Origin of the sequence: Massilia sp. YIM B02763 (genome assembly GCF_030412015.1) — a bacterium.
Classification (GTDB): Bacteria; Pseudomonadota; Gammaproteobacteria; order Burkholderiales; family Burkholderiaceae_D; genus Telluria.
In genome coordinates this window covers 305,933-321,304 of sequence record NZ_JASNRD010000004.1, presented here as the reverse complement: position 1 = coordinate 321,304, position 15,372 = coordinate 305,933, and the positions used below count along the sequence as shown (strand labels likewise).

The window sequence follows — 15,372 nt, the reverse complement described above, 5'->3', positions numbered from 1 at the left end:
GACCATTCCCTCCGCCGAGTGTTGCAATCAGGGTGCAGGTTTCGTTGCGGTCCCCATTTTCGACTGGTCGCCGGCCATCACGACCGACATCCTGGCCGGGTCGATCGCCTTGCGGAAGGCGGCGTTCAGCTGCGGCAGCGTCACCGCGGCCAGGCGCTTCTCGAACTCGGCCGACCAGGTGAAGGTGCGGTCCAGGTACAGGTAGTTGGTCCAGCCGGAGGCCAGGCCGTCGTCGGTGGCGCGGGTCTGGATGCGCTGCTGCAGCAGGCCCGACTTGGCGCCCGCCAGTTCGGCGGCCGTGAAGCCGTCCTTCAGCGCGCGCGCGATCTCCTCGCGCACGGCCGCGTCGACCTTCGCCAGGTTCTGCGGCGCGGCGATGGCGCCGATGGTGAAGCTGCCGGCGCGGTCGCGGTCGCCGGCATCGATGCCGGAGCCTCCGCCGTACGACAGGCCGTCCTTCTGGCGGATGCGGTCCATCAGGCGCGACTTCAGGCCGCCGTCGCCGAAAATGTAGTTGGCCAGCATCAGCGCCGGGTAGTCCGGATCGTCGATGTTCAGGTCGAGGTTCAGGCGCGCCATGTAGACGCCGTTTTCCTTCTCCGGCGTGTTCAGGGTCTTGCGGATCGGCGCCACGTCCGCGTACTTGCTCAGCACGGGCGCGACCGCCATGGGCGCCTTCCAGGCGCCGAACAGCTGGTCGACGAGCGGCTGCACGGCCTGGGCGTCGAAATCGCCCACGATGGCCATCTCGGCCGGCGAGGTGCCGTAGAAGTCGCGGTGGAAAGCCTTCACCTGGTCGAGCGTGGCCCCCTGGATGTCGGCGATCTTTTCGTCCAGCGTCTCCTGATAGCGCACGTCGCCCTTCGGGTAGATGTTGAAGTGCTCCATGAGGGCGCGCGTTGCGACGAGGTTCGGTTCGTTGCGGCCGGCCTCGAGCCCGACCAGCGTCTGCTTGCGCAGCTGCTCGAATTCCGCCGCCGGGAAGCTGGCCTCGCGCAGCACGTGGGCGACCAGCTTGAGCACTTCCGGCAGGTTTTCGCGCGTGGTCTGGAACTGGGTCAGGCTGCCCGCGAACTTCAGTTTTTCGAACGCGTCGGCAAGCTGGGTGCGGTCGTACTTGCTGGTGCCGCGCATCAGCATGGCCGCCGTCAGGCCGGGCAGCGCGCCCTTGCCGAACAGGTTCTGCTCGTTGCCGATGTGCTGGCGCAGGCTGACCGTGACGGTCTGGCCGCGGTTCTTCTTCGGCAGCAGCGCCAGCTTGACGCCGCCGGCCGTGACCACCGTGGTGCGCTTCATGATGTTCGCCTGGCTCGGGTCGAAGTCCTCGGCGTTCGAGGCGGCCGCCTGCGGCTTGAAGTCCTTCAGCACGGCCTGCACCTCGGGGGCCGCCGGCACCACGGCGCGCTGCGGGTCGTCCTCGGGGATGAAGCTGCCCGTGACGCGGTTGTCGCGGCGGAAGTAGCGGCTCGCCGCCGACGCCACCTGCTCGGAGGTCACCTTGGCCATGCTGTCGCGCTCGGCGAAGAACAGGCGCCAGTCGCCCAGCGCGATCGTTTCCGACAGCGCCAGGCCGACCTGGGCCGGATCGGCCAGGTTGCGCTCGACCTCGTTCAGGTAGGCGCGCTTGGCGCGCTCCATCTCTTCCGGCGTGGGCGGGTTCTTGGCGAAGCCTTCCACGGCGTCCGTCAGCGCCGCGCGCACGGGTTCCAGCGGCTCGTCCTTCTTGACGACGGCGCCCACGTATTCCAGGCCTGGCGCGTAGCCGGTGAACGGGAAGGCGAACACCTGGCTGGCCTTGCCGGACTCGACCAGCAGCTTGTGCAGGCGGCCCGTCGGCGTGTCGCCCAGGATGGTGGAGGCATAGTTCAGCGCATTGCTGTCGGCATGCAGGCTGGCAGGGATCTTGTAGCCGAGCATGACCACCTGCATGTCGCCCTGGCGCCGGACGGTGAAGGTGCGCTCGCCGTCCTGGGTCGGCTCGACGGTCCAGAACTGGGGCAGCGTGCGCTTCGGTTTCGGGATCGCGCCGAACAGTTTCGTGATCGACGCCAGCGTCTTGCCCGCGTCGAACTTGCCGGCCACCAGCAGCACGGCATTGTCGGGCTGATAGTAGATGCGGTAGAAGGCCTGCAGGTTCTCGATCTTGACGTTCTCGATATCGCTCTTGTTACCGATCGGCATGCGCGAATAGGCATGCCAGTCGAAGGCGACGCTCTGCATGCGCTTCATGACGACGTTGGTCGGCGAATTCTCGCCGCTCTCGTATTCGTTGCGCACCACCGTCATCTCGGAATCGAGGTCCTTCTTGGCGATGAAGGAATGCGTCATGCGGTCCGCTTCCATCCGCAGCGCCCAGTCCAGGTTGTCCTGCGACGCCTGGAACACCTCGTAGTAGTTGGTGCGGTCGAACGAGGTGGTGCCGTTGAACTGCATGCCGCGGTCGGAGAACTGGCGCGTGATGTCCGGGTGCTCCCTGCTGCCCTTGAACATCAGGTGCTCGAGCAGGTGGGCCATGCCGGTCTCGCCGTAGTTCTCGTGGCGCGAGCCGACCAGGTAGGTGACGTTGACGGTGATCGTCGGGCGCGAGGCGTCCGGGAACAGCAGCACCTTCAGGCCGTTGGGCAGGCGGTATTCGGTGATGCCCTCGACCGACGGCCCCTGGGACACGCCCTTGGGCAGGTCGAGGGCCCAGGCCGCGCCGCACGTCACGAAGGAAAGGCCGCCGACGACCGCATAGGCGGCCAGGCCGCGCTGGAAGAACCTCAAGTTCATGTCACCTCGTCTGTATCTGTCAATGATCGAAAGCCGCCGGCATTATTTGTTGCGGCGACAATGATTCATGGTAACAGAGGCAGACTTAGGCGTGGCTTACCAAAGTTTATGTCATGAAACTATTTACGGGCCGGTTCATTGGCGTGCCTGGCGCAGAGTTTCCCGACTTTCATGGCGTCCCCCAGGTCAAGCAATCACGCTAGCCTGCAAGAGGATGGCAACTTTGAGATGACTCAAAGCTGCGTCGGAGAGATCAGGATTTCTTGTTGCCGTCTTCGGCGGGCTGGACGGCGTTCGCGTCCACGACTTGCAGATCGTTGTCCTTGGCGAAATTGACCACGAAGTGGTAGGCCAGCGGTTCGATATTGCGGATGGCATTGTTCACCACGACGGCCTTGACGCCGTTGACGAGCGTGGGATAGACGTAGGGGGAATAGCGGATGTGGGCGTTCGGACCACGGCCGCTGCCGGGCGGCTTGAAGCACGACATGACGCCGCACAGGCGCTCGGCCCAGTCGGACGGGCGGAACTGCCTGCCCTTGCTCGTAACGCCGAGGATGACGAACTCGTCGGCGTGTTCTTTCCCGGTTTGCGGTAACTCGGCCATAGTGCGGCTTACTGAAACATGAAGCGTGGATGAGAACAACGCCGGTATTATATCTTATAGAAGACTTGCGGACGAGACTTGACAGACGGGAATCGTCCAGTGAGCAAAATCTCCCCGCGGGACGTCCTTGCAAGCTCAGCCCAGCAATACGGCGCCGGACAGCAACAGCAGAAGCAGCATCCATAATAGCAGCGCGCGCCAGACCAGGCCGACCGTGCTTTGCAATGCGCGCACGCTCGGCTCCTCGCCGGGCAATTCGTCCGCTTCGCTGTCGGACAGGTCGACGGCGGCCGCGTCGGCCGGAACGAAGCGCGGCGCGTTCTCGGCCGGGGAGCCGAGGCGCACGCCCATGGCGCCGCCGCCGGCGGCCAGGATGATGCCGCGCGACTCGTCCGTCCACCGGTCGGCGAAATTACGCCAGGCATAGATCGCATCCTCGAAATTGCCGACCACGGCGAACGCGATGGCCGTCAGGCGCACGGGAAGCCAGTCGATCCAGTAGAAGGCGCGCGCGGCGAATTCGCCGAAGGCTTCGTTGCGCATGTGGTCCGGCTCGTTCCAGGCGCGCGCCAGGTATTCCGACACCCGGTACATGACGGCGCCCGCCGGGCCCAGCGGCATCAGGAACCAGAAGAACACGCCGAACACGTTGCGGTGGGTGGTGATCAGGGATTTCTCGACGGCGATGCGGGCGATCTCGCCGGCGTCCATGCCCACCGTGTCGACGCGCGCCCATTCGGCCAGCAGCGTGCGCGCGGTCGCTTCGTCGCCCGCGTTCAGGGCGAACTGGATCGAGGTGAAGTAATGGCTGTAGTGGCGGAAGCCGAGCGTCAGGTAGACGATCAGCACGTTCCAGGCGAAGGCGGCGAACACCCAGCCGTAGTGCAGCAGCGTCCAGTAGATGATCCCCGTCGGCAGCATCAGGCCGCCCATCATCAGGAACCAGCCCATGCGGCCATGGCTCACCTGGCCGGCATTGAACCAGGCCTCGATGCGCATGGCCATGCGCTTGATCTCGCCGTAGATCTGGTTATCCGCGCGCAGCGGCTTCAGTTGCTCGATGAGCAGCGCGCACAGGATGGAAAAGAATGTCATTCGGGGTCCCCGCTATTGTTGCCACACTTCATTGCCCGCTACGATAGCGCAGAGGGGCGCGCGAGGCAAATCGACGGGTGGTCCGCGCCCCGGACCATCCGTCGCCCCTGCGCAGGCAGGGGCCTCATTTTGCCGGCGTTTCGTTACAGCACGCAAAATTGGGTCCCTGCCTGCGCAGGGACGACGCTCAGGCGTACGGGCTCAGGCGCGCAGCAGGTGGAACAGGTTGCGCAGCATCCCCGCCGTCGCGCCCCAGATGAAGAAGCGCTCGTAGGGCATCGCGTAGAAGCTGCGCCGTCCAGTCCCGTCCGGCAGGTCGAAGGACATGCGCTGGTGGTGCGTGCCGTTCATCAGGAAGCCCAGCGGCACCTCGAAGATCTCGGCGACTTCGTTCGATTCCGCGACCAGGTCGAACGGCGGTGCCACCAGCGCCACCACCGGCGTCACCACATAGGCCGAGGCCGTCACGTGGTCGGGCAGCACGCCCACGATCTCGATGTGGCGGCGGGCCAGGCCGATCTCTTCCTCGGTCTCGCGCAGCGCCGTCTCGATCGACGAGGAATCCGCCGCTTCGGCGCGGCCGCCCGGAAAGCTGACCTGGCCGCCGTGGTTCGACAAATGCGCGGTGCGCTGGGTGAGCAGCACGGTCAGGCCGCCCTCGCGCCGCACCAGCGGGATCAGGACGGCGGCGCGGCGCAACTCCGGGAAGCGTTGGCGTATATCGTCGGGCAATTCCGGCTCCCAGCGTGCCGGATGGGCCAGGCGCGCGCGCAGCCAGTCCGCCTGCAACCGCTCCGGCGGCAGCGCGGGTTCGCCGGCGATGGCGTCGACGGGCAGGCGCTGGGGATCGATGTGTACTTTTGCCAACGGGCTCTCCAAAAAGAAAAAGGCATCCGCCTGGATGCCTTTTTCAAACTACACGTGCTATTACTCAGCGGTAGCAGCAGCGGCCTTGCGATTCGGCAGTTTTTCTTTGATACGTGCCGATTTGCCCGAACGCTCACGCAGGTAGTACAGCTTGGCGCGACGGACGTCACCGCGGCGTTTCACTTCGATCGAAGCGATCAGCGGCGAGTACAGCTGGAAAGTACGCTCGACGCCTTCGCCCGACGAGATCTTGCGAACGATGAAGTTCGAGTTCAGGCCGCGGTTGCGGCGCGAGATCACGACGCCTTCGTATGCCTGGGCGCGCTTGCGGTTGCCTTCGACGACGTTGACGCTGACGACGACGGTGTCGCCCGGTGCGAAATCAGGGATGTTGCGGCCGAGGCGCGCAATTTCTTCTTGCTCGAGTTGCTGGATCAGATCCATTTGATGACTCCTTTGACCATCTTGCCGGCGCTGTACTGTGAAAGGCCCGGTAGAGGATGGGGTTGAACATGCGGTTGCCCGCGTTTTTCGCCTACTGCTGCGAATCCTGCGGCGGCTCGCTCTGCGCGAGACTCGCCAGAAACTTTTCGTCGGCCTTCGTCAGCTGACCGGCGCTGCGCGCCTTGTCCAGCAGATCGGGCCGTTTCTTCGCGGTCGCTTCCAGCATGCGCTGGCGGCGCCACTTCATGATTTCCGCGTGGTTGCCGCCCATCAGCACGGGCGGCACGGCCACGCCTTCGTACACTTCCGGACGCGTGTAGTGCGGCGAATCGAGCAGGCCGTTGACGAAGCTGTCCTCGACCGCCGACGCATCGTCGCCCAGCACGCCGGGAATGTGGCGCACCACGGCATCCATCAGCGCCATCGCCGGCAATTCTCCGCCCGACAGCACGAAGTCGCCCAGCGAGATTTCCTCGTCGACGACCCGGTCCAGCAGGCGCTGGTCGACCGCTTCGTAGCGGCCGCACAGCAGCACCAGGCCCGGCTCGTCCTTCAACGCCATCACGCGTTCGTGCGTCAGGGGCTTGCCCTGCGGCGACAGGTAGATCACGCGCGGCGCCGGCAGGCCCAGGTCGACCTGGCGCTGCTTCGCCGCCGCGATGGTCGCATCGAGCGGCCTGGCCAGCATCACCATGCCGGGACCGCCGCCATACGGCCGGTCGTCCACGGTACGGTGGCGGTCGCTCGTGAAATCGCGCGGATTCCAGATCGACAGCTGCCACAAGCCCTGCTCGTGCGCCCGCCGGGTCACGCCCGACTGCGTCAATGCGGCAAACATCTCGGGAAACAAGCTCACGACGTCAAACTGCATCGGGACCTCGTCTCGAAGGGATGGAGTCAATAATCCAGACCCCAATCCAGGGTAATCAGCCTGGCTTGCAGGTCGACGGTACGGACGAACTGGTCCACGAACGGCACCAGCCGCTCGGACGCTTTCGCATCCTGTGCGGCTTGCGGATCGGCGGCAGGCGTGATGCGTAGAATCGATTGCGCACCGTTGTGCATCATGTCGGTCACCTTGCCCAGGGCCTCGCCCTGCAGGTTCACGACATCCATGCCGATCAGGTCGGTCCAGTAGTACTCGTCTTCCGACAGCTCAGGAAAGTCCGCGCGCGACACGCGCACGACCGCGCCTTTCAGCGCTTCCGCGGCGTCGCGGTCGGACAAGTCCACTAGCGTGGCAGTGACATCGCCACTATGGAATTTCGCATTGCGCACCTTGACGGCGCGCAGTGCCGGCTTGTCGAGCCACCAGGTCTTGACGTTCAGCAGCGCATCCGCCTCCGTGGAGTGCGGCGTCACGCGGACGCCGCCGCGCAGCCCGTAGGCACCCGAGATATAACCGACCTCGATGAGGTCGTCCGGGACGTTCCCCGTTGCCGGGGTTGCTGCTGAAGCGGTCAAACCGGTCAACCGTGCCTATTAGGCAGCGGCCTTTTGCGAAGCGACCAGGCGAGCAACGGTCGGCGACAGTTGTGCGCCAACGCCTTGCCAGTAAGCCAGACGGTCAGCGGTGATGTTCAGGCCGACTTCCTGGCCCGATGCCATCGGGTTGTAGAAGCCGATGCGCTCGATGAAACGGCCATCGCGACGGTTGCGCGAATCGGTTGCAACGATGTTGTAGAACGGGCGCTTCTTGGCACCACCGCGAGCTAAACGAATAACGACCATAATATTTCCAAAAAATTGTGCTGGACGGAGAAAGCCGACGATTATAGCGCGCAATACCGTACAGCAGCAAGCATTAATGCCTGCTGAGACAAAGGACGCGCAGTCCCGGCGGAATCCAGCATTATGGCCTATTTCGCATCGAAGCGCTACCTGTAATGGCAGTCCTGCCCCTGCGGCCGCATGAAAAACCGTGCCGGGCACCACGTTTTGCCCGATACTGATGGCTTTTCTGCCAACAATGCGAGTCCTTCTCGCATCGATCCATGCCCAGCACGCCGCACAAGAACAAGACCGTCGCCACCGCCCTCGCCTTCGTCCTCGGCGGCCTGGGCATCCACCGCTTCTACCTGCGCGGCGCCGTCGACCGGCTCGGCCTGCTGCACGTGTGCAGCATCCCCATTGCCGGCATCGTCTACGGCGCCGGACGGGCACCGAATCCCTTCTGGGTACTGTTGCCGCTGATCGTGTCGTGGCTGGTGGGCTTCATCGAGGCGCTCGTCATCGGCCTGACGCCGGACGAGAAATGGGATGCGCGGCACAACGCCGCGTCGGGAAGGAAGTCGCGCTCGCACTGGGTGCTGGCGGTGCTGCTGGTGCTGACGATGCTGGTGGGGACGACGGGCTTGATCGCGACGATTTCGCGCTTGTTCGATCTTTTGTATACCGGAGGCGCGTACGGTTGAACAACCGCCCCGCACAGCAACGTCGCCCTTGCGCAGGCAGGGGCCCAATTGTGCTCGCTGCACGCGAACTTGGGCCCCTGCCTGCGCAGGGGCGACGGCGCATTTAGAACTGCTCGATCTCCAGCCCCAGCACGCCGGCACTGCCCTCCACGATCGCATGGCGCATGCCTTCCGCCTGCGACAGGATGTGGTCGGCGAAGAAGCGCGCGGTGGCGATCTTGGCGCGGCAGAACGCCGCATCGCCGTCGCCCGCGGCCAGTTTCGCTTGCGCGACGAGGGCCGCGCGCGCCATCTGCCAGCCGCCCAGCACGATGCCGGCCAGCTTCAGGTAGGTGACGCTGCCCGCGAACACGGCGCGCGGGTCGGCCTTGGTCGTGGCCACGACGAAGTCGACGACGGCGTCCAGCGCATCGGCGCCCCGTACGAGTTGCGCGCGGATGGCGGCGGCATCCGGGCCCTGGGCATCGCCCAGCTGGTCCGCCGTGGCGCGCACCTGCGCGAGGATGGATTTCGCCACCGCGCCGCCGTCGCGCACGGTCTTGCGGCCGACCAGGTCGTTGGCCTGGATCGCCGTCGTGCCCTCGTAGATCGACAGGATCTTGGCGTCGCGGTAGTGCTGGGCCGCGCCGGTCTCCTCGATGAAGCCCATGCCGCCATGCACCTGCACGCCGTCGCGCGCGACCTGCTCGCTCATCTCCGTCGACCAGCCCTTGATGATGGGGACCAGGTATTCGTAGACGGCCAGGTTGGCCGCGCGCGTGGCCGCGTCCGGATGGTGGTGCGCCAGGTCGGAGAGGCCGGCGCCGACGTAGGCCAGCGCCCGCGCGGCTTCCGTCTGGGCGCGCATCGACATCAGCATGCGGCGCACGTCCGGGTGGTTGACGATGGCCACGGGGCCGCTGGAACCCTCGACGGCGCGCGACTGCACGCGCTCCTTCGCGAAGGCGGCCGCCTGCTGGTAGGCGCGCTCGGCCAGGCCGATGCCCTGCATGCCGACGCCGAAGCGGGCCGCGTTCATCATGATGAACATGTACTCCAGGCCGCGGTTTTCCTCGCCCACCAGCGTGCCGATGGCGCCGCCGTGGTCGCCGAACTGCAGCACGGCCGTCGGGCTGGCCTTGATGCCCAGCTTGTGCTCGATCGACACGCAATGCACGTCGTTGCGCTCGCCCAGCGAACCGTCCTCGTTCACGAGGAACTTCGGCACGATGAACAGCGAGATCCCCTTCACGCCCGGCGGCGCGTCCGGCGTGCGCGCCAGCACCAGGTGGATGATGTTCTCGGCCATGTCGTGCTCGCCGTAGGTGATGTAGATCTTGGTGCCGGAAATCCTGTAGGTGCCGTCGCCCTGGGGCACGGCGCGGGTGCGCACGGCGGCCAGGTCGGAACCGGCCTGCGGCTCCGTCAGGTTCATCGTGCCCGTCCACTTGCCGGTCAGGAGGGGCTCGATGTAGAGGGCCTTCTGGGCGTCGCTGCCCGCCGTCAGCAGCGCCTCGACGGCGCCGTCGGTCAGCAGCGCGACCAGCGCGAACGACAGGTTGGAGCCGTGCAGCATCTCGATGCACGGGGTCGCCACCAGCTTCGGCAAGCCCTGGCCGCCGAATTCGGTCGGATGCTGAACGCCTTGCCAGCCGGCGTCGGCGAAGGCGCGGAAGGCTTCCTTGAAGCCCTTCGAGGTCGTCACTTCGCCGTCGTGCCAGAAGCTGGGCTCCTTGTCGGCCGGGTGGTTCAGCGGGGCGACGACTTCGCCGCAGAACTTGGCGTTTTCCTCCAGCACGGCTTCGACCGTGTCCGGGGTCGCGTCCTCGCAGCCGGGCAGCGCGTGGATGGCGGACAGGTTGGCCAGTTCGTTCACGACGAACAGCATGTCTTTCAGGGGGGCGTTGTAGCTCACCGGTGTCTCCTACTTTTTATATCGTCAAAATAAAAACGTCGTTCCTGCGAAGGCAGGAACCCAATTCCTCAGCGCAGCCACGACGGCGGACGCTGTCGACATGCGTAGAACTTGGGTTCCCGCCTGCGCGGGAACGACGTAGGTTTTTGCAGGTGGACATTCACGCCATCCACCTTCGGCGTTGTCAGCCCAGTTCCTTGACCAGCGCCGGCACGACCTCGAACAGGTCGCCCACGATGCCGTAGTCGGCCACCGAGAAGATCGGCGCTTCCGGATCCTTGTTGATGGCGACGATGGTCTTCGAATCCTTCATGCCGGCCAGGTGCTGGATCGCGCCGGAGATGCCGACGGCGATGTACAGCTGCGGGGCGACGATCTTGCCGGTCTGGCCGACCTGCCAGTCGTTCGGCACGTAGCCGGCATCGACCGCGGCGCGCGAGGCGCCCATGGCGGCGCCTAGCTTGTCGGCCAGCGGTTCCAGGATCTTGAAGTTGTCGCCCGAGCCCATGCCGCGGCCGCCGGAGACGACGATCTTGGCGCCGGTCAGTTCCGGACGGTCCGACTTGGCCAGCTCGCGGCCCACGAACGAGGACTTGCCGAAGTCGGCGGCGGCGGCGACCGTTTCCACGGCGGCCGAGCCACCTTCCGCGGCGGCGGCGTCGAAGCCGGTGCCGCGCACGGTGATGACCTTCACATTGTCGGTCGACTGCACGGTGGCGATGGCGTTGCCGGCGTAGATCGGGCGCTCGAAGGTGTCGGGCGAGTCGACCTTGGTGATTTCCGAGATCTGGGCCACGTCCAGCTTGGCGGCCACGCGCGGCAGGATGTTCTTGCCGAAGGCCGAGGCCGGCGCCAGGATGTGCGAGTACGAACCGGCAACTGCCAGCACCTGCTCGGCAACGTTCTCGGCCAGGCCGTCGGCGAAGTACGGCGCGTCGGCGACCAGCACCTTCGCGACGCCCGCGACCTTGGCGGCCGCTTCGGCGACGGCGGCGCAGCCGGAGCCGGCGACCAGCACGTGCACGTCGCCGCCGCACTGGGCGGCCGCGGTGACGGTGTTCAGGGTGACTGCCTTCAGCGAGGCGTTGTCGTGTTCTGCAATGACGAGTGCGACCATGATGTTCCCTTGTTCTGTTCTATTAGATGACCTTGGCTTCGGTGCGCAGCTTCGCCACCAGGGTCGCGACGTCCGGCACCTTCACGCCGGCCGAGCGCTTGGCCGGTTCGGCGACCTTGATGGTCTTCAGGCGCGGGGTCACGTCGACGCCCAGGTCTTCCGGCTTGATCGTTTCCAGCGGCTTCTTCTTGGCCTTCATGATGTTCGGCAGCGTCACGTAGCGCGGCTCGTTCAGGCGCAGGTCGGTGGTGACGATGGCCGGCAGCGACAGCGCCACGGTTTCCAGGCCGCCGTCCACTTCGCGGGTCACGGTGACCTTGCCGTCTTCCAGCACGACCTTGGAGGCGAAGGTCGCCTGCGGCCAGCCCAGCAGGGCCGCCAGCATCTGGCCGGTCTGGTTCGAATCGTCGTCGATCGCCTGCTTGCCCAGGATGATCAGTTGCGGCTGCTCCTTGTCGGCCAGGGCCTTGAGCACCTTGGCCACGGCCAGCGGCTCGATGGCGGCATCGGTCTCGACCAGGATGCCGCGGTCGGCGCCGATCGCCATGCCGGTACGCAGGGTTTCCTGGGCCTGGGTCACGCCGCAGGTCACGGCCACGATCTCGGTGACCTTGCCGGCTTCCTTCAGGCGCGTGGCTTCTTCCATCGCGATCTCGTCGAACGGGTTCATCGACATTTTGACGTTGGCGATATCGACGCCGCTACCGTCGGACTTGACGCGGACCTTGACGTTGTAGTCGACCACGCGCTTGACGGGTACCAGGACTTTCATAGTGTGCCTTTGAAAAATGGTGGGTTTGTCTCTAAAAATGCTCTGAATTATAAAAGCAAATACCGTTCGAGACAGAATTAAAGCACGATCGTGCGATTTCTGGCTAGAGGAACTGCCCTAATCGTGCGCGCCCTGCTTTTTGAGTGATGGGAAAACGGGTGGGAAGCGTGCGACGGGGCCGTGTTGCCGCCCCGTCAGGAAGATCCGAGAAGGATTACTTGCGGCGCAGCCAGAAGGTGAATTCGCCGTTGATGTGGGTGTGCGCCAGCAGCGCATTGCCGGTTTGCTTGGCGAACGCCTGGAAGTCGCGCACGGAACCGGTATCGGTCGCGACGATGCGCAGCACTTCGCCGCTGGCCAGTTCGGCCAACGCCTTCTTGGCCTTGAGGATCGGCAACGGGCAATTCAAGCCACGCGCATCCAGGTCCTTCTGGACCTCGATGGTGCCGGTGTCGATTATGGTTTCAGTCATCGATTTGCCTGCGGGTTGTGGGCCTACGCCCGAATACTACTCCAATTACGGGATTATGACGCGGCGCACCAAATTTTGGTACCGCTGTTGTGTTGCAACAACAGCAAGAGCGGGCAGGGGTGGACGGCCGTCATTCATGCCCCCGGCATGAATGACTCCACGCGTTCTAACAGTGCATGCATTGCCTGAACGCGTGCGGCATAGCCCACAATCCTAGCAATGCACGCATTGCCTGAACGCGTGGTCGGCATAGCCGACCACCCTACCCACAATGCGTACGATGACGATTGGAGCGTTACGCGGACACGCGTTCGCCGACCCAGCCGGCGACGCCTGCCAGCGCCTGCGGCAGGCCCGCGGGATCGGTGCCGCCGGCTTGCGCCATGTCGGGACGGCCGCCGCCCTTGCCGCCCACCTGCTGGGCGACGAAGTTGACGAGCTCGCCCGCCTTGACCTTGCCGGTGGCGTCCTTGGTGACGCCGGCGATCAGGCTGACCTTGCCCTCTAGCACAGATGCCAGCACGATTGCCGCGGTCCCGAGCTTGTCCTTCAGCTTGTCCATGGTCTCGCGCAGCGTGCCGACGTCGGCGCCTTCCATCGTCGCGGCCAGCACCTTGATGCCGTTCACGTCGATGGCCTTGGCCAGCATCTCGTCGCCCTGGCCGGCGGCCAGTTTCGACTTCAGCGCGGCGATTTCCTTCTCCAGCGATTTCACCTGGTCCTGCACCTGGGCGATGCGCGACGGCAGCTCGTCCGGGCTGGTCTTCAGGGCGCCGGCCGCTTCGTTCAGCTTGCGGTTGATCGACTGCACCAGGGCCAGCGCGCCTTCGCCGGTCACGGCTTCGACGCGGCGGATGCCGGCGGCCACGCCCGATTCGGACACGATCTTGAACAGGCCGATATCGCCGGTGCGGGTGACGTGCACGCCGCCGCACAGTTCCTTCGACGAACCGATGTCCAGCACGCGCACGGTGTCGCCGTACTTCTCGCCGAACAGCGCCATGGCGCCGTGCTTGATGGCGTCGTCCATCGACATGTGCTGCGCCTGGGTCGCGTGGTTTTCCAGGATCTCGCGGTTGACGATGGCTTCCACTTGCGCGATCTGCTCGGCCGTCATCGGCGCGTTGTGGCTGAAGTCGAAGCGGGTCTTGTCCGGATCGACCAGCGAGCCCTTCTGCTGAACATGGCTGCCCAGCACTTCGCGCAGGGCCTTGTGCATCAGGTGGGTCGCCGAGTGGTTGCGGATCGTGCGCGCGCGCTTCACTTCGTCGACTTGCGCGTCGACCGTGTCGCCCACTTTCAGCGAGCCCGACTGGAGCACGCCGTGGTGTCCGAACACCTCGGCCTGGATCTTCAGCGTGTCCTCGACCTCGAACACACCATTGGCGGCCTTGATCACGCCCTTGTCGCCGACCTGGCCGCCCGATTCCGCGTAGAACGGGGTCGTGTCCAGCACGACGATGCCGTCCTGGCCGGCCTTGAGTTCCTGCACCGACACGCCGCCCGCGTACAGGGCCAGCACGTGGGTGTTGTGCACCAGCGATTCGTAGCCGACGAACTTGGTCTTCTCGCCCGCGTACTCGACGTTGGCGGCCATCTTGAACTTGCCGGCGGCGCGGGCCGTCTTCTTCTGCTGCTCCATGGCGGCGGCGAAGCCTTCCTCGTCCAGCGTGACGCCGCGCTCGCGGCAGATGTCCGCGGTCAGGTCGAGCGGGAAGCCGTAGGTGTCGTACAGCGTGAAGGCGGTGGCGCCGTCCAGGTTCTTCGGATCCTTCTGCAGCTGGGCTTCGAGGATCTTCATGCCGTTTTCCAGCGTCTCGCCGAAACGTTCTTCCTCGGCCTTCAAGGTCTGCATGACGCGCTCTTTGGCCTCGTGCAGTTCCGGATAGGCGCTGCCCATCTCGATATCCAGGTCTTCCACCAGCTTGTAGAAGAACGGCTTGGTCTGGCCCAGCTTGTGGCCATGGCGCAGCGCGCGGCGGATGATGCGGCGCAGGACGTAGCCGTGGCCTTCGCTGCTCGGGATGATGCCGTCGACGATCAGGAAGCTGGCGGCGCGGATGTGGTCGGCGATGACCTTCAGCGAGTTGTTCGCCAGGTCGGTGGCGCCGGTCTCGCGGGCGGCGGCCTTGATCAGGTTCTGGAACAGGTCGATTTCATAGTTGCTGTGCACGTGCTGCAGCACGGCGGCCAGGCGCTCCAGGCCCATGCCGGTGTCGATCGACGGCTTCGGCAGCGGGGTCAGCACGCCGGCTTCGTCGCGGTTGAACTGCATGAACACGAGGTTCCAGATCTCGATGAAGCGGTCGCCGTCTTCTTCCGGCGAACCCGGGGGGCCGCCCCAGATGTCGGCGCCGTGGTCGTAGAAGATCTCCGTGCACGGGCCGCAGGGGCCGGTGTCGGCCATCTGCCAGAAGTTGTCCGATGCGTAGCGCGCGCCCTTGTTGTCGCCGATGCGGATGATGCGTTCCTTCGGCACGCCGATCTCGTTGGCCCAGATGTCGTAGGCCTCGTCGTCCTCGAAGTAGACGGTGATCGTCAGCTTCTCGGCCGGCAGGTTGTAGACCTTGGTCAGCAGTTCCCAGGCAAAGTTGATCGCGTCGCGCTTGAAATAATCGCCGAAGCTGAAGTTGCCCAGCATTTCGAAGAAAGTGTGGTGGCGCGCCGTGTAGCCGACGTTTTCCAGGTCGTTGTGCTTGCCGCCGGCGCGCACGCAGCGCTGCACGGTGGTGGCGCGCTTGTACGGACGCGTGTCCAGGCCCAGGAACACGTCCTTGAACTGCACCATGCCGCTGTTGGTCAGCAGCATCGTCGGGTCGTTGCCCGGCACGAGGGGGCTGGAGCGGACGATGGTGTGGCCTTTGGATTCAAAGAACTTGAGGAACTTCTCGCGAATTTCGGAGGATTTCATGTCGTAA

14 protein-coding genes are annotated in these 15,372 nt (G+C 65.2%); 1 reads left to right on the top strand and 13 read right to left on the bottom strand.

Translation table 11 applies throughout. The features are described from left to right. Nucleotides 1–27: 27 nt before the first annotated feature. The 8 genes from QPK32_RS08940 to rpsP form a co-directional block, all read right to left on the bottom strand. Entirely contained in the window at nt 28–2,772 is a 2,745-nt protein-coding gene (locus QPK32_RS08940) for a pitrilysin family protein (protein ID WP_290412444.1), read from the bottom strand. Between the two features lie 253 nt (nt 2,773–3,025). Next, on the bottom strand, nt 3,026–3,379 hold the full coding sequence (locus tag QPK32_RS08935) for a DUF3579 domain-containing protein (protein ID WP_290412443.1): 354 nt from the start codon (nt 3,377–3,379) through the stop codon (nt 3,026–3,028). Between the two features lie 135 nt (nt 3,380–3,514). After that, nucleotides 3,515–4,474 carry a CobD/CbiB family protein gene (locus tag QPK32_RS08930; protein ID WP_290412442.1) on the bottom strand — a complete coding sequence of 320 codons (960 nt, stop codon included), beginning with the start codon at nt 4,472–4,474 and terminating at the stop codon, nt 3,515–3,517. Nucleotides 4,475–4,675: 201 nt separating this feature from the next. Further along, a complete protein-coding gene (locus tag QPK32_RS08925) occupies nt 4,676–5,341 on the bottom strand; it encodes a CoA pyrophosphatase (RefSeq protein WP_290412441.1) in 666 nt (221 codons plus the stop codon). A 60-nt stretch (nt 5,342–5,401) separates the two neighbouring features. After that, a complete protein-coding gene (rplS, locus tag QPK32_RS08920; protein WP_290412440.1) occupies nt 5,402–5,785 on the bottom strand; it encodes a 50S ribosomal protein L19 in 384 nt (127 codons plus the stop codon). A 91-nt stretch (nt 5,786–5,876) separates the two neighbouring features. Continuing rightward, on the bottom strand, nt 5,877–6,656 hold the full coding sequence (gene trmD / locus QPK32_RS08915; protein WP_290412439.1) for a tRNA (guanosine(37)-N1)-methyltransferase TrmD: 780 nt from the start codon (nt 6,654–6,656) through the stop codon (nt 5,877–5,879). A 26-nt stretch (nt 6,657–6,682) separates the two neighbouring features. Next, nucleotides 6,683–7,258, bottom strand: a complete 576-nt coding sequence (gene rimM, locus QPK32_RS08910) for a ribosome maturation factor RimM (protein ID WP_290412438.1) — start codon at nt 7,256–7,258, stop codon at nt 6,683–6,685. 9 nt (nt 7,259–7,267) lie between these two features. Continuing rightward, complete coding sequence (gene rpsP / locus QPK32_RS08905) at nt 7,268–7,516, bottom strand: 30S ribosomal protein S16 (protein ID WP_290412437.1); 249 nt, start codon at nt 7,514–7,516, stop codon at nt 7,268–7,270. Between the two features lie 263 nt (nt 7,517–7,779). On the opposite strand from rpsP, the gene QPK32_RS08900 reads away from it, so the two are divergent. Further along, on the top strand, nt 7,780–8,199 hold the full coding sequence (locus tag QPK32_RS08900; protein ID WP_290412436.1) for a TM2 domain-containing protein: 420 nt from the start codon (nt 7,780–7,782) through the stop codon (nt 8,197–8,199). 103 nt (nt 8,200–8,302) lie between these two features. Here QPK32_RS08900 and QPK32_RS08895 read toward each other — a convergent pair whose 3' ends face one another. The 5 genes from QPK32_RS08895 to alaS form a co-directional block, all read right to left on the bottom strand. Next, on the bottom strand, nt 8,303–10,093 hold the full coding sequence (locus QPK32_RS08895) for an acyl-CoA dehydrogenase (protein ID WP_290412435.1): 1,791 nt from the start codon (nt 10,091–10,093) through the stop codon (nt 8,303–8,305). 184 nt (nt 10,094–10,277) lie between these two features. Next, nucleotides 10,278–11,210, bottom strand: coding sequence for an electron transfer flavoprotein subunit alpha/FixB family protein (locus QPK32_RS08890; RefSeq protein WP_290412434.1), 933 nt, complete (start codon nt 11,208–11,210; stop codon nt 10,278–10,280). A 22-nt stretch (nt 11,211–11,232) separates the two neighbouring features. Continuing rightward, nucleotides 11,233–11,982 carry an electron transfer flavoprotein subunit beta/FixA family protein gene (locus tag QPK32_RS08885; protein WP_290412433.1) on the bottom strand — a complete coding sequence of 250 codons (750 nt, stop codon included), beginning with the start codon at nt 11,980–11,982 and terminating at the stop codon, nt 11,233–11,235. A 214-nt stretch (nt 11,983–12,196) separates the two neighbouring features. Next, nucleotides 12,197–12,424 (bottom strand): sulfurtransferase TusA family protein, encoded by a 228-nt coding sequence (locus QPK32_RS08880; RefSeq protein ID WP_036238555.1) that lies wholly within the window; start codon nt 12,422–12,424, stop codon nt 12,197–12,199. Nucleotides 12,425–12,749: 325 nt separating this feature from the next. Then, entirely contained in the window at nt 12,750–15,365 is a 2,616-nt protein-coding gene (gene alaS / locus QPK32_RS08875) for an alanine--tRNA ligase (protein ID WP_290412432.1), read from the bottom strand. Nucleotides 15,366–15,372: the final 7 nt, after the last annotated feature.